We start from the raw sequence: 15,020 nt of genomic DNA on the forward strand, positions 1-15,020 counted from the left end.
CACCTGCGCCGAACGGGCACAGCGCGCGGCCGTGCGGACGCAGTTAGCGGCCGGTGCCGGCGTAGACGACCGCGGCGTCCGAGCCGTCGAGGCCGAAGGCGGTGTGCACGACGCGGGCCGCCTCGGCCAGCACGTCGGCGCGGGTGACGACCGAGATGCGGATCTCAGAGGTCGAGATCATTCCGATGTTGATGCCGGCGTCGGCCAGGCAGCGGAACAGTCGGGCGGAGACACCGGTGTTGGTGCGCATTCCCGCACCGACCAGCGCGAGCTTGCCGATCTGGTCGTCGTACTGCAGCGACTGGAATCCGATCACGCTCTGCTCGGCGCGCAGCGCCTGCAGCACCTTCTGGCCGTCGGCCTTGGGCAGCGTGAACGAGATGTCCGTCAGCCCGGTGGCCGCGGCCGACACGTTCTGCACGATCATGTCGACGTTCGCGCTCGCCTTCGCCACCGTGTCGAAGATGGCCGCGGCCTTGCCGAGCGTGTCGGGCACGCCGACGACGGTGATCTTGGCCTCGGAAAGGTCGGTGGCGACACCGGAGATGATGGGCTCTTCCACTGTTCCGTTCTCCTGCATTTCGCGCTGGAAGCGCTCGGCGGTCTCTTCTGCCGTCTCGTTGACGACCAGGGTGCCCTCGCTGTTGTTGAACGAGGAGCGCACGTGCAGCGTCACGCCATGACGCCGCGCGTACTCGACGGCGCGGATGTGCAGCACCTTCGCACCGGCGGCCGCGAGCTCGAGCATCTCTTCGCTCGAGATCGTGTCGATCTTCTTCGCCAGAGGCACGATGCGCGGGTCTGAGGTGAAGATGCCGTCGACGTCGGTGTAGATCTCGCAGACCGTCGCCCCGAGGGCCGCCGCCAGCGCCACCGCCGTGGTGTCGCTGCCGCCGCGGCCGAGCGTCGTGGTGTCGCCGGTCTCGGTGTTGAAGCCCTGGAAGCCGGCGACGATCGCGATCGCGCCCTCGTCGAGAGCCTCGCGGATGCGGCTCGGCGTCACGTCGACGATGCGCGCCGCGCCGAAGCGGTTGTCGGTGATCATGCCGGCCTGGTAGCCGGTGAAGCTGCGGGCGTCGTAGCCCATCGTGCCGATCGCCATCGCGAGCAGTGCCATCGAGATGCGCTCACCGCTCGTGAGCAGGATGTCGAGCTCGCGCGGCTCGGGCAGCGGAGTGACCTCGTGCGCCAGATCGAGCAGCTCGTCGGTCGTGTCACCCATCGCGCTGACCGCCACGACGACCTCGTTGCCGGCCTTGCGCGTCTCGACGATGCGCTTGGCGACGCGCTTGATGCTCTCTGCGTCGGCGACAGAGCTGCCGCCGTACTTCTGCACGATCAGCGCCACGGGCTCTCCTATAGGGCTTGCGAGCGGGCTCGGGTGTTGAGGGATTCCGACTATTCTACGGCCCGTTTCGGGGGTGTTTCGCCGGGGCGGCGCGCCCATCGGAGCGCCTCGTTTCCCCACGCCGATTCGGGGTTACCGTCAGGCCATGAGCGCATCACGCGTGGTGGTTCTGGGCTCCGGCGTGGCCGGGGCGGCGACGGCGTTCGGGCTGGCCCGGCGAGGCGCGCAGGTGGTCGTCGTCGACGCGGGATTCGAAGGGCGGGCGACGGATGCCGGCGCAGGCATCATCCAGCCGTGGTCGGTGGCCCGTGAGGGCGACTTCTATGACCTCTACGCCGACAGCGCCGCCTTCTACCCGCCGTTCGTCTCGGCGCTGGTCGGGCACGGCTCCCCCGACATCGGCTTCCGGCGGGTCGGCTCGCTCGTCGTGTCCGCGGACGCGGCGGAACTGGACGCCGTCGAAGAGCGGCTCGCCGCGCGGGCGCCCGCCGCCCCCGCGATGGGCGAGGTGCGCCGACTCGGCCCGGGCGAGGCACTCGAGCGCTTCCCGCTGCTCGACCCGGGCGTCTCGGCGATCTCGATCGAGGGCGGCGGCCGCGTCGACGGCCGCCTGCTGCGCGAGGGCTTGCTCGCCGCCGTGCGCAAGCTGGACGGCATGGTGGTGACGGACGCCGCGACCCTCGAGCCCGTCGATGACGGGTTCCGCGTCGTGGTCGGCGTCGGCGAGGCGCTGGCCGCCGATGCCGTCGTCGTGGCGTGCGGCGCCTGGACGAATGACGTGCTCGCGCCCCTGGGATTCTCCGTTCCGGTCGAGCCGCAGAAGGGGCAGATCCTGCACCTGCGGGTTTCCGCCGACACGTCTTCGTGGCCGGTCATCCATCGACTGGGGTCCTCGCACTATCTGCTCGCGTTCGACGAAGGGCGCATCGTGGCCGGTGCCACGCGCGAGTTCGGCAGCGGATTCGACACCCGCGTGACCGCCTTCGGCGTCGAAGAGCTGCTGCGCAACGCGCTCGTCGTCGCCCCGGGGCTCGCGAACGCCGAGGTCATCGAGACCCGCGTCGGGTTGCGCCCCCTGCCGCTGTCGAACGACCAGCTGCCCGTCGTGCACCGGCTGGACATCGGCGGGTCGGTGCCGCTCTGGGTGAACGCCGGCTTCGGCGCCGCGGGGCTCACCATGGGCCCTCTGGTCGGCGACCGTCTCGCCGCCGAGATCGTCGGCGCCATTTAGCGGCGCGCCCGCCCCGCTGGTCGACTCGGCGAAGCCGAATCGAGAGCAGACCGTGACCAGGACGCCTGGTACGGCGCGCCGCAGCGCGGAATGCTCGCCGCATGGGATGGACGCATCACCCCGAGTCCAGATCGCCCAAGTCGGGGCGTCTTGTACGAATCGCGGGGCCCCTGATCGCCCTAGTCGTGGCAGCCGGAGCCTTCACCGCGTTCGCGGCTCTCAACGCGACCGCGTCGCGCGGCACCGATCACGCAGACGAGTGGGGCTGCGGTGTCGCACGGCCGACGGTCTCGCCCTCGCCGGTCACTCGCGGACAGGCGATCACGGTCACGGCGGGGTCGGCGCATTGCGCGAAGTCACTGCCCGCCGGAACGACGTTCGACGTGAGCGTCAGCCCGAGTGACGGCTCCGACGCGCGCGAGTCAGAGCAGGCATCCGTTCATCACGATGGGTCGTTCACGGTGACGCTGACGATCCCGGGTGACTTTCCGATCGGCGAGGCCGTGGTGTGGGTCGACGACACCGCCTACGTCCCCTGCCACGACACCGGTGCAGGCACACTGGACGGCATGGCTCTGGTGTCGTGCGCCGCGTCCGAAACCGAGTTCGAGGTCGCGGGCTGAAGTCGTCGCCAGATATTGCGGTCTCGCGGCCGCAGATGCCGCGCCAAGTGGCGACGACTTGAGCGGGCCTAGCCGGCGACGACGCGGCGGCCCTCGAAGGCACGGCCGAGGGTGACCTCGTCGGCGTACTCGAGGTCGCCGCCGACCGGAAGGCCGGAAGCCAGGCGGCTGACGCGGATCTCGAGCGTCTTCAGCAGCCGGCTCAGGTAGGTCGCCGTCGCCTCGCCCTCGAGGTTGGGGTCGGTCGCGATGATGACCTCTTCGACGGTGCCATCGGCGAGGCGCTGCATGAGCTGGCGGATGCGCAGATCGTCAGGCCCGATGCCGTCGATCGGGCTGATGGCGCCGCCGAGCACGTGGTAGAGACCGCGGAACTCGCGGGTGCGCTCGATGGCGACGACGTCTTTCGCCTCTTCGACCACGCAGATCAGCGCCTGGTTGCGGCGCGGGTCACGGCAGATCGAGCACAGCTCTTGCTCCGAGACGTTGCCGCACTGCTCGCAGAACCGCACCTTGTCGCGCACCGCGAGCAGCGTCTCGGCGAGCTTGGTGACGTCGAACGACTCGGTCTGCAGGATGTGGAACGCGATGCGCTGCGCCGACTTCGGCCCGATGCCGGGCAGTCGGCCGAGCTCATCGATCAGGTCCTGGACGATCCCCTCGTACATCAGCGGCCCCCGTTGTTGTCAGGCAGCTGCTGCTCTTCGATGAACCTCGCGTTCAGGATCTCGCGCACGACCGCCTCGCCGTAGCGCTGCGGCGCCGGTGCGGCCGAGAAGCTCGGCCCCTTCCGCGCTGCGGTGGGCGCGCCAGGCGCCCCCGGCGCGGTTGGAGCGGGAGCCTCCGTCGGTCGAGTGGGTCGCTCAGCGACCGTATCGAGATGGCCTTCTGCGCGAGGCGCTGCCGGCTCGGCGAGGTCGCTTCGAGACGCGCGCTCTGCAGGGTTCGGGGCTTCCGTGGCGATCACGTTGACGGCGACGGGCCCGGCGTCCGGGTCTTCTTCGAAGCTCGGCGCGTCGTCGTCAGACGGCGCGACCGTCGACCAGCCCTCGTCGTCCACCGCGGATGCAGGGGCGGCGGATGCTTCGGCGTGCACCTCTTCCTTTGGAAGCGGAGGCACTGCCTGCAGCCGCGGCCGCTCCTGAGGAGCAGGCGCTTCGGAGGGCTGCGGCGCCGCGGCCGCTCCCCCGCCGCCGCCCGGAATGGCAACGGTGGCCCATGAGGTGACCGGCCCGGAATCCTGCGGGGGGTTCGGGACCGCGCTGAGGCGCGGCGCCTCGTTCCGCGGCGCAGCCGGTGCGCTGGGCGCGGTCTCGAGACGCGGCTCCACGCGCTCGGGCGTCGGCGACGCGGACGGCGTCGAAGGCGCGGGAGACCCGGAAACCCCCGCGGAAGGCCCACCCGACGCACTCGGCGCGGTCACCCCGAAGCCCTCGGCCTTGAGGCTCTGCGCGAAGTCGGTCGCGGTCTTCGCGACGAACTTGACCCGCACGCCGAGCACCTTCTGGATCGCCTCGCGCAGCACATCGCTCACGTTCTGCGTCGCGCCGGGCTGCGGCCGGAAGCTCGCGATGTCGTTCTCGCTCGGGAAGGTCAGCGTCAGCACGTCGTTCTCGTACTTGCGCACCGTCGCCGTCACGACGACCAGCCACGCGTTCATCTTCACGGCCTTCACCGCGTCGAGGATCTGCGGCCACGCGTCTTTCACGAGTTGCAGTGTCACGGGCCCGACAGGTGCGGTCTGCGCAGCCGAAGATGCGGGCGCCGGGGATGCCGCAGCCTGCGGCACCTCGCCTGGCCGACCGGCTCCCTCTGCGCGCTTCGACTGCTCGGGCGCCGGCGCGGCCGCCGCGGGAGCCGCCGCAGGCTCGTCTTCGACGCCGGTGACGCCGGGGGTCGCCCAGCCGCCTGGGGCGGGCGCCGCGCCCGCGGCCGGGCGTACGGGAGCGGCCGGCGTGGGGGTTTCCTTCGCGGGGAGATCGTTTCGAGACGCGGGCTCCGCAGGCTCCGCGCGCTCCTCAACGATCGGAGCCGTCGCAGGCGCGGAAGGAGCCGCGGGCGCAGCGGGCTGAGCCTCGCGAGGCGCCGCCGGCGCAGCATCCGTCACGCCAACGCGACGCTCCAACCGCTCGACGCGCGCCAGCGAACCGGCCTCGTCGGCGGACGGCACCAGGGCGCGCGCGATCATCAGCTCGAGGTGCAAGCGGGGCGAGGTCGCACCGGACATCTCGGTCAGCGCGGCGTTCACGATGTCGGCGATGCGCGACAGCTCGGCGGCCCCGAACGCGCGCGCCTCGGTGCCCATGCGCTCGAGCTCGTCGGCGGGGGTGCCGCGCAGCACGGCCGCCGCCTTGTCAGGGCCGGCCGCGGCGATGATGATCAGGTCGCGCAGGCGCTCGAGCAGGTCCTCGACGAAGCGGCGAGGGTCCTGCCCGGTCTGGATCACCCGGTCGATCGCGGCGAATGCCGTTGCCGAGTCGCGCGCCGCCAGCGCCTCGACGACCTCGTCGAGCAGCGCGGAGTGCGTGTAGCCGAGCAGGGCGACCGCCCGCTCGTAGCCGATCTCGTCGCCCTCGGACCCCGCGATCAGCTGGTCGAGCAGCGAAAGCGTGTCACGCGGTGAGCCGCCACCGGCGCGCACGACGAGCGGCAGCACGCCTGGGGCCACTTTCATGCCCTCTTCGTCGGTCAGCTTCTGGACGTAGTCAAGCATCATCGCCGGCGGCACCAGCCGGAACGGATAGTGGTGCGTGCGCGAGCGGATCGTGCCGATGACCTTCTCGGGCTCGGTCGTCGCGAAGATGAACTTCACATGCTCCGGCGGCTCTTCCACGATCTTGAGCAGCGCGTTGAACCCCGCCGAGGTCACCATGTGCGCCTCGTCGAGGATGAAGATCTTGTAGCGGTCGCGCGCCGGCGCGAACACCGCGCGCTCGCGGATGTCACGCGCGTCGTCGACGCCGTTGTGGCTCGCAGCGTCGATCTCGACGACGTCGAGCGAGCCCTGGCCGCCGCGGCCCAGCTCGATGCAGCTCGGGCACTTTCCGCACGGGGTGTCGGTCGGCCCCTCTGCGCAGTTCAGGCAGCGCGCCAGGATGCGCGCGCTCGTCGTCTTGCCGCAGCCGCGCGGGCCCGAGAACAGATAGGCGTGGTTCACGCGGTTCGTGCGAAGCGCCGTCATCAGCGGCTCGGTCACCTGCGACTGGCCGATCATCTCGGCAAAGGTCTCAGGCCGGTAGCGGCGATAGAGGGCGGTAACCACGCCCCAATCGTAACCGTGGGGTCTGACATCACGCCGGGCCCAGAGCAGGGGTGTGGACAGTGATGCGAGATCGGATGCCTGACCCTGAGCTACCCCTCCCGACGGCGGCGCCCCAGCAGCACCCCGACGCCCGCCAGGGCCGCGCCGATGGCGAGGACGAGCCCGCCCAGCCACAGGTTCTGGCCGGTCGTCGCCAGCGCCGCCGGACCTTCGCCGACCCCAGCCGCCTCGACGTAGGTGAAGGTCGGGTCCGCCGTGCCGCACGGCCCCGTCAGCACGATGTCGACGGTGCCGGCCGCGTGCGGCGGCGAGACGGAGATGATCTCGGTGTCGCTCACCACGGTGAACGATGCGGCGGGGGTATCTCCGTACATCAGCGACTGGGTCCCGGTGAACCCGGAGCCGGTGATCTTGCTCGTCGTCCCGCCCGAGGTCGGGCCGAGGTCGGGGTCGATCGCCAGCATGGTCGGGGCCGCGGTGCAGACATCCGCCACGACATACTCGAAGCTCATCGGATCGCTGGTGCCGCCCGCGGTCGTGACCACGACGTCGACCGTTCCCGCCGCGTGCGCCGGCATCGTGATCGACAGCGTGCCATCGGGGTTCAGGGTGAAGGCGACGCTTCGGCCGTCCACCGTCACGTCGGTCGCGTTCTGGAGTCCTGTGCCCGAAACGGTGACGGGCGTGCCGCCCGAAGTCGGGCCGCTGCTCGGGCTCAGGCCTGTGACGACGGGCGCGCTGATCACGACCGTGAAAAATGTCGGCGCGGATGCCGGTGAGACGTTCCCTGACCGGTCGGCCTGCGTGGCACTGATGCTGTTCGCACCGGCCGGGAGCGGGGTGGCCGGCGTGCAGGACCAGGTCCCGTCGGCCTGCACCGTGGCCGTGCACAGGGCCGTGCCGCTGCCCTCCACGACCGTCACCGTGTTGCCGGGCGTGCCGGTCCCGCTGATGAGCGGAGTCGCATCGTCGACCGTCGACCCGTCAGCCGGCCCTGTGATCGTGGGCGCAGGGGGCAGTACGGTCACGGTGATCGGCACCGAGGGCGCCGAGGTCGCCCCGGAGCCGGGGTCCGTCTGCGTGGCGGTCAGGGTGTTGGATCCTTCGGGCAGCGGCGCACTCGCGGTGCACGACCAGGTGCCGTCGGCCTGCACCGTGGCCGTGCACACCGTGTCGCCGTTGCCGTCGCTGACCGTCACGGCGTCGCCGGCCGTGCCGGTGCCGCTGACGGTGGGAGTGCTGTCAGTGCTCGACGATCCGTCCGTCGGCGACGTGATGACGGGCGCCGGCGGGACGACCGACACGGAAACCGGGTCCGAGGGCGCAGAGGTGGTGCCCGAGACCGGATCCGTCTGCGTCGCGGTCAGCGTGGTCGTGCCGAGCGGCAGATCGGACGCGGGCGTACACGACCAGGTGCCGTCGGCCTGCACCGTCGCGGTGCAGACGGTGTTGCCGCCGCCGTCGGTGACCGTCACGGTGTCGCCTGCGGTTCCGGTGCCGCTGATCGTCGGCGTCGCGTCGGTGGTCGACGACCCGTCCGCCGGGGCGGTGATCGTCGGGGCCGCCGGCACGACGGTCACCGAGACCGCCGCCGACGGCTCAGAGGTCGTTCCCGTCGCCGGGTCGGTTTGCGTTGCCGTCAACGTGGTCGTACCGAGCGGCAGATCGGACGTGGGGGTGCACGACCAGCTGCCGTCGGCCTGCACCGTCGCCGTGCAGACGGTATTACCGTCACCGTCGGTGACCGTCACCGAGTCGCCGGGCGTGCCGGTGCCCGAGATCGTCGGCGTCGCATCGCTGGTCGATGAGCCATCGGTGGGCGAGGTGATCGTCGGGGCCGCCGGCAGCACCGTCACGGCGACCGGCGCCGACGGACCAGAGGTCGTTCCCGACGCCGGATCGGTCTGCGTCGCAGTGAGGGTGTTCGGGCCCACCGGCAGAGCCGTGGTCGGCGTGCACGACCAGGTGCCGTCGGCCTGTACCGTCGCGGTGCAGACCGTGTCGCCGTTGCCGTCGGCCACCGTGACGGTGTCACCGGCCGCTCCGGTGCCCGAGATCGTGGGCGTCGCGTCGCTCGTCGACGAGCCGTCTGCCGGTGACGTGATCGCCGGCGCCGCCGGAACGACAGTCACCGTGACGGACGCAGAGGGCTCAGAGGTCGTGCCGGATGCCGGATCCGTCTGCGTCGCCGTGAGAGTCGTAGGCCCGAGTGGCAGATCGGTGGTCGGCGTGCACGACCAGGTGCCATCCGCCTGCACCGTCGCGGTGCACACCGTGTCGCCGTTGTCGTCTGCGACAGTCACCGTGTCGCCGGCCGTCCCGGTGCCGGCAATCGTCGGCGTCGCGTCGGGCGTCGACAGCCCGTCCGCCGGGGACGTGATCACCGGCGCGGCCGGTACGACCGTCACGTCGACCGCTGCGGACGGCGCCGACGCCGTTCCGGATGCCGGGTCGGTTTGCGCCGCCGTCAGCGTGGTCGTGCCGAGCGGCAGATCGGTCGTCGGGGTGCACGACCACGTGCCGTCCGCCTGCACCGTCGCCGTGCAGATCGTGTTGCCGTCACCGTCGCTGACCGTCACCGAGTCGCCGGCCGTGCCGGTGCCCGAGATCGTCGGCGTCGCGTCGCTCGTCGATGAGCCGTCGGTCGGCGAGGTGATCGCCGGAGCCGTCGGAACAATGGTGAAGGTGTCCGGGGCCGACGCGGCAGACGTCGTTCCCGATGCCGGGTCCGTCTGCGTCGCCGTCAACGTGACGGAGCCGAACGGAAGCGCCGTCGTCGGCGTGCACGACCAGGTGCCGTCCGCCTGGACCGTCGCGGTGCAGACCGTGTTGCCGTCAGCGTCGGCGACGGTCACCGTGTCGCCCGCTGTGCCGGTGCCCGAGATCGTGGGGGTCGTGTCCGTCGTCGAGGAACCGGCCGCAGGAGCGGTGATGGCGGGCGCGACCGGGACGATCGTGAAGGTGTTCGCGGCCGAGGGAGCCGAGACGGCTCCCGCCGGCGAGGTCTGCGTGGCCGTGATCGTGTGATCGCCCAGCGCCATCGCGGTTGATGGCGTGCAGGTCCAGCTGCCGTCGGCCTGGACGGTCGCCGTACACACCGTGGCTCCGGTGCTGTCGGTGACGGTCACCGTGTCGTCGGCAGCACCGGTGCCGGTGATAGCGGGGGTGGTGTCCGTCGTCGTCGAGCCGTCGGCCGGTGTCGTGATGACGGGCGCGTCAGGCGTATTCGGGCCGACCTGCGCGGTGGCCAGGTTCAACTGCGCTGCCGTGCCGCCCAGCAGGCTGACCTGCAGTGCGGTCTCGGTGTAGACCCCGGTGGTGGCGTCCCCTGTCTGGTGGTTGAGCGTGAGGCCGACCAGGCCGCTCAGCCCGCTGAGCGCCGGGTCGAGTGCGGTGGTGAGGTTTTGGATGAGTCCGTCGCTGCCCGTGATCGAGTCGGTGACGGTTCCGATCAGATCGTTGACCACGCCGCCCACCAGGGTGTCGAGCGGCCCGCTCAACGCGGTCAGGATCAGCCCGGAGAGCCCGCTGATCAGCCCGAAGGCGCCCGTGCTGCCGCTGGTGTCGATCGGCAGCGCGTTGCCGGCGGTGAGGTCGCCGAGGGTGGTGTCGATGCTGAGGTCGAAGGCTCCGGTGAGAGCGTTGCCCGTGTCGAGCGTGCTGGTGATGTGTACCGCGACATCGTCGATGGCCTGGTTGACCGCGTCGACGAGGTTGGTGCCGAGCTGATCGAGCAGCTCGTTGACGTCCTGCACGAGCGTGTTGAGGGTGTCGGCCGACAGCACCTGCGTCTCGGGGTCCCGGTTGTTCAGGCCGCCGGCGATCGCCGCCAGGTCGACGTCGATCGTGCCGGTCGCCGGGTTCAGGGTGACCGCGCCATCGTCGCTCGTGAGGGACTGATTGAGCACCGTGTCGGCCGCGGTGCCGATACCGTCCACACCCGTGAGCGAGACATTGGTGTCGAAGTCGGAGCCGGCGACCGCCGTGAGCAGACTGACCGTGTCGAGCGCGGTGTTGACAGTGCTGGTGATCGTGCTCGTGAGGCCGTTGATGGTCGGTGTCACGGTGTTGGTGATGAGGTCGTCGACGTCCCCGCTCAGCCCTGCGACGAGCTGCGAGTGCAAATGCGCGTCGAGCGACGCGACGCTGTACGTGCGATCGAGCGTCGTCGCGTCGGTGAGGCTGGCGTCGGAGGTCACGGCGCCGACCGACACGGATGCCTGGTCGAGCGCGCTGGAAAGCCCAGCCTGAGCGAGCAGCGGGCCGAGGTTGATCAGCGCCGCGGTCGGGGCGGTCGTCGTCGCGTCGCCGACGGTCAGACCGCCCTCGTTCTCGGCTACGCCGGAGTTGGCGCTCGAGGTGCCCCCGGCCTCGGCCTGCGCGAGCTGCGTGACCGCGCCGAGCTGGATGAGGTTTCCGAGCGGCAGCGTGACGGTTCCGACGTTGACGCCGATGGCATTCAACGCGGTCACGTCGAGCCCGGCGCTGTTCGGACCAGGGGCAGAGGGGTACCCCGCGGTGGCACCGCTGATGCCGGCGACGTCGCTTTCGGAAATGGCGCTCAGAAGCGAGCCGCTCAGCACCTGCGCCGCGGAGTTCGAGGTATCGCCAGGAGCGGCGACTGCGGGGCCGGTCGTGAGACCGACGATCCCGAGCGCCAGTACCGCTGACACTCCGAACGCGAGCGGCGCGAGGCCATCACGCTTGACGGCCGAATCCTTGCGCATGGCTTTTCTCCCCAAAGCTCACACGGAATGGCGCGCGCACGCCGATGTGCGCGGCCCCCCACGCCCGGCTCGAACCGCCGGGCGATGCCAGTTGCTGATTTCAGTTGTGCTTCCTGCGTCGCCCGTGTCTCCCGAACGGACGAAACAAGTTGGAAACGGACACTACCTGACACTTGTCGACCAACGACAGTCCATTGGTTAACTTTTCGTTGCCACATGCGAAGAATCCCCGCGCGCAGAACCCCGCCGCCCGCCGCGTCAGCGCGCCTGCATTGGCCAGCACCCGCCCTGCCGCCGTGGGTTCAGTCGCGAAACTACCCCCGAACTGGGGTCACCACAACGGGCGAGACATACCGGTTGAGCGCCTGGCACCGGTGCCGGCTCGGCGCTACGCCGAGACGACCTTGAAGGTCTGCCGCGCGATCTCGAGCTCTTCGTTGGTGGGCACCACGAGAACGGTCACCGGTGAAGCATCCGTTGAGATCACGCTGATGTCCGAGCCGACCGCCGCGTTGCGCGCGTGGTCGAGCTCGATGCCGACTCCGCTGAGCCCCGTCAGCGCCGCCTCGCGCACCTCGACGCTGTGCTCGCCGATGCCGGCGGTGAACGAGATCACGTCGACGCCGCCGAGCAGCGCCTGATAGGCGCCGATGTAGAACTTGAGCCGGTGAGCGACGACGGATGCCGTCAGCTGCGCTCGCTCGTCGCCGTCGGCCGCCCGCGCCTGCACATCGCGCGAGTCACCGAAGCCTGACATGCCGAGCAGGCCGCTGCGCTTGTTCAGCAGCTCGTCGAGGTCGTCGATCGACATGCCGGCCCGCCGCGCCAGGTGGAACAGCACAGAGGCGTCGATGTCGCCGGAGCGCGTGCCCATCACGAGCCCGGCGAGCGGCGTCATGCCCATGCTCGTCTCGACCGAGCGGCCCCCGTCGATCGCGCAGACGCTCGCCCCGTTGCCGAGGTGCAGCACGATCTGCTTGAGCTCTTCGAGCGGCCGACCGAGGAATTCTGCGGCGGCGCCGGAGACGTAGCGGTGCGAGGTCCCGTGAAAGCCGTACTTGCGCACCCGGTATTTCTGTGCCACGTCGTAGTCGATCGCATAGGTATATGCCTCTGCCGGCATGGTCTGGTGGAAGGCCGTGTCGAACACCGCCACCATCGGCAGACCGGGGAACGACTGCTCCGCCGCCGAGATGCCCTGCACCGCTCCCGGGTTGTGCAACGGGGCGAGCTCTGACAGGTCCTCGATCTGGATCTTGACCACGCGATCGATCACCGTCGGTTCGAAGAACCGCGCGCCGCCGTGCACCACGCGGTGGCCGATGGCGATCAGATCGGATGCCTCAAGCGACGGCCCGTGGTGATCGAAGCCACCCCGCATCACACGGCATGCCTCGGTGTGATCGGGTACCGGCAGCTCGATATCGAAGCTCTCGCCGCCGACCTTGTGCGTCGCCTTGCCGTCGGGCTCGCCGATGCGCTCGATCAGCCCGCTGGCCAGCGTCTGCTCGGAGTCCATGTCGATGAGCTGGTACTTCAGCGACGACGACCCGCTGTTGATGACGAGGATGCTGGGCACTTCGGTTGCCTCTCTCTGCTTCGTTTCGAGACGCGCGCTTCGCGGGCTCCTCAACGATCGGACGTTTGAGCCTGGATGGCCGTGATGGCGATCGTGTTCACGATGTCGTCGACGAGCGCTCCGCGCGACAGGTCGTTGACCGGCTTGTTGAGGCCCTGCAGCACCGGGCCGATCGCGACGGCGCCGGACGAGCGCTGCACCGCCTTGTACGTGTTGTTCCCCGTATTCAGATCCGGGAATATGAACACGGTCGCGCGACCGGCGACCGGCGAGCCGGGCAGCTTCGCGGCGGCGACGACGGCATCGGCCGCTGCGTCGTATTGCAGCGGCCCCTCCACCAGCAGCTCAGGCGCCCGCTCGTGCACGAGCGCCGTCGCGGCGCGCACCTTCTCGACGTCGGCGCCCGACCCGGAATCCCCGGTCGAATACGACAGCATCGCCACGCGCGGCTCGATGCCGAACTGCGCGGCGGTCGCCGCCGACGAGATTGCGATGTCGGCGAGCTGCGTGTCGGTCGGGTCGGGAATCACGGCGCAGTCGCCATAGACCAGCACCCGATCCGACAGCGCCATCAGGAACACCGACGACACCACCCCGACGCCGGGCTTCGTCTTGATGATCTCGAACGCCGGCCGGATCGTGTGCGCCGTCGTGTGCGCGGCGCCCGACACCATGCCGTCGGCGAGCCCGAGGTGCACCATCATCGTGCCGAAGTAGGAGACATCCGTCACGGTGTCCAAAGCCCGCTCGAGCGTCATGCCCTTCGCCTTGCGGATCTCGGCGTATTCGGCTCCGAACCGCTCGCGCAGCTCCGGGTCCGTCGGCGACAGCACGGCGGCGGCCGAGAGGTCGAGCCCCAGCGACGACGCCCGCCCCCGCACCGCCTGCTCGTCGCCGAGCAGGGTCAGCTGGGCGATGTCGCGTTCGAGCACGAGGGATGCCGCGCGAAGAATCCGATCGTCATCGCCCTCCGGCAGCACGATGTGCTTGCGCGCCGACCGGGCCCGCTCGAGCAGCCGGTATTCGAACATCAGCGGCGTGATCACCGGCGACGGCTCGACGTCGAGCGCGTCGAGCAGCGCGATGTGGTTGACGTTCCGGTCGAAGAGGGCGATCGCGCGCTCGGTCTTGCCGGGCGAATCCGCCCCCATGCGCGTGCGGGCGCTGTTGACGCGCACCGTCGTCTCGAACGTGCCGTACGGAGTCGAGATGATCGGCAGCGCCGGGTTCATGCCGGTGATGAGCCGGGTGATCGGCTCGGACAGCGCGAAGCCGCCGTTCAGTACGATCGCCGAGACCGACGGGAAGGTGCCCGCCTGATAGGCCGCGAGCACGGCGAGCAGCGTCTCGGTGCGATCGCCGGGGACCACCACGACGGCGCCGTCGATGAGCCGGGTCAGCACGTTCTCCATCGACATGCCCGCAACGACCACCCCGAGCACCTCGCGGTCGAGCAGCGCGCGGTCGCCGAACTTCAGCTCGCCGTCGACCGCGTCGAGCACCGAACTGACGGTCGGGGCCACGAGCACCGGGTCCTCGGGCAGCACCCACACGGGCCGCTCGAGCGCGCCCGCCACGTTCGCCGCGCCCCCCGAGGTCAGCGAGTTGACGGATGCCTGCACCTGCCGGTGGATCGCCGGGAGTGCCTCGGGGTCCGCGCGGTTGACGACGACGCCGAGCAGCGTGGCATGCTCGGCGCGCAGCTCGTCGATCGCGAGCGACGCCAGCTGGCGCACCTGCTCGACCGAGCGGCCGGGCGAGGAGCCGAGCTGACGACGCAGGTCTCCCCCGTCATCCCCCGCGCGGCCGCTGACGACCAGCAGAACGGGTGCGCCGAGGTTCGCCGCGATGCGGGCGTTGAACGAGAGCTCGGTCGGCGCCCCGACGTCGGTGTAGTCGCTGCCGACGATGACGACGGCGTCGCACTGACCCGAGATGCGCTGGAAGCGCTCGATGATGCGAGAGAGCGCCGCGTCGGCATCCGTATGCACCTCGTCATACGTGACCCCGACGGCATCTTCATACGACAGGCCGGCCGTCTGATTCGCGAGCAGCCACTCGAGGATGTAGTCGCGCTGCGCGGTGCTGCGGGCGATGGGGCGGAAGACTCCGACGCGGCCCACCTGGCGCGAGAGCGTGCGCAGCACACCGAGGGCGATCGTGGACTTCCCCGTCTGCCCCTCGGCGGAGGTGACGTAGACCTGCTTCACGTCTTCGACGCTAGCGACAGTTGCTTAGGGCCGCGCTCAG

General features: G+C 70.4%; 8 protein-coding genes. 2 read left to right on the plus strand and 6 right to left on the minus strand.

Going from position 1 to position 15,020, the window contains the following annotated elements; genetic code table 11:
• Positions 1–43: 43 nt before the first annotated feature.
• Positions 44–1,348, minus strand: a complete 1,305-nt coding sequence (locus ABD736_RS15420; protein WP_344792762.1) for an aspartate kinase — start codon at positions 1,346–1,348, stop codon at positions 44–46.
• Between the two features lie 145 nt (positions 1,349–1,493).
• On the opposite strand from ABD736_RS15420, the gene ABD736_RS15425 reads away from it, so the two are divergent.
• Both ABD736_RS15425 and ABD736_RS15430 read left to right on the plus strand, forming a co-directional pair.
• Entirely contained in the window at positions 1,494–2,579 is a 1,086-nt protein-coding gene (locus ABD736_RS15425; protein ID WP_344792763.1) for an NAD(P)/FAD-dependent oxidoreductase, read from the plus strand.
• A 185-nt stretch (positions 2,580–2,764) separates the two neighbouring features.
• Entirely contained in the window at positions 2,765–3,202 is a 438-nt protein-coding gene (locus tag ABD736_RS15430) for a hypothetical protein (RefSeq protein ID WP_344792764.1), read from the plus strand.
• A 68-nt stretch (positions 3,203–3,270) separates the two neighbouring features.
• Here ABD736_RS15430 and recR read toward each other — a convergent pair whose 3' ends face one another.
• From recR to pta, 5 genes are all read right to left on the minus strand, one after another.
• Positions 3,271–3,870, minus strand: a complete 600-nt coding sequence (recR, locus tag ABD736_RS15435) for a recombination mediator RecR (protein WP_344792765.1) — start codon at positions 3,868–3,870, stop codon at positions 3,271–3,273.
• Positions 3,870–6,464 carry a DNA polymerase III subunit gamma and tau gene (locus ABD736_RS15440; RefSeq protein ID WP_344792766.1) on the minus strand — a complete coding sequence of 865 codons (2,595 nt, stop codon included), beginning with the start codon at positions 6,462–6,464 and terminating at the stop codon, positions 3,870–3,872. Before ABD736_RS15440 ends, recR begins: the two co-directional genes overlap by 1 nt.
• 89 nt (positions 6,465–6,553) lie before the next feature.
• A complete protein-coding gene (locus ABD736_RS15445; protein ID WP_344792767.1) occupies positions 6,554–11,191 on the minus strand; it encodes an Ig-like domain-containing protein in 4,638 nt (1,545 codons plus the stop codon).
• Between the two features lie 388 nt (positions 11,192–11,579).
• Complete coding sequence (locus ABD736_RS15450) at positions 11,580–12,770, minus strand: acetate/propionate family kinase (protein WP_344792768.1); 1,191 nt, start codon at positions 12,768–12,770, stop codon at positions 11,580–11,582.
• A 50-nt stretch (positions 12,771–12,820) separates the two neighbouring features.
• Positions 12,821–14,980, minus strand: coding sequence for a phosphate acetyltransferase (gene pta, locus ABD736_RS15455; RefSeq protein WP_344792769.1), 2,160 nt, complete (start codon positions 14,978–14,980; stop codon positions 12,821–12,823).
• Positions 14,981–15,020: the final 40 nt, after the last annotated feature.

This window comes from Gryllotalpicola daejeonensis (assembly GCF_039538145.1).
GTDB lineage: Bacteria > Actinomycetota > Actinomycetes > Actinomycetales > Microbacteriaceae > Gryllotalpicola > Gryllotalpicola daejeonensis.

Excerpts from the sequence above, each read along its gene's own strand:
- ABD736_RS15445 (WP_344792767.1), bottom strand. The coding sequence starts at position 11,191 with ATGCGCAAGGATTCGGCCGTCAAGCGTGATGGCCTCGCGCCGCTCGCG.
- recR (WP_344792765.1), bottom strand. The coding sequence starts at position 3,870 with ATGTACGAGGGGATCGTCCAGGACCTGATCGATGAGCTCGGCCGACTG.
- ABD736_RS15425 (WP_344792763.1), top strand. The coding sequence starts at position 1,494 with ATGAGCGCATCACGCGTGGTGGTTCTGGGCTCCGGCGTGGCCGGGGCG.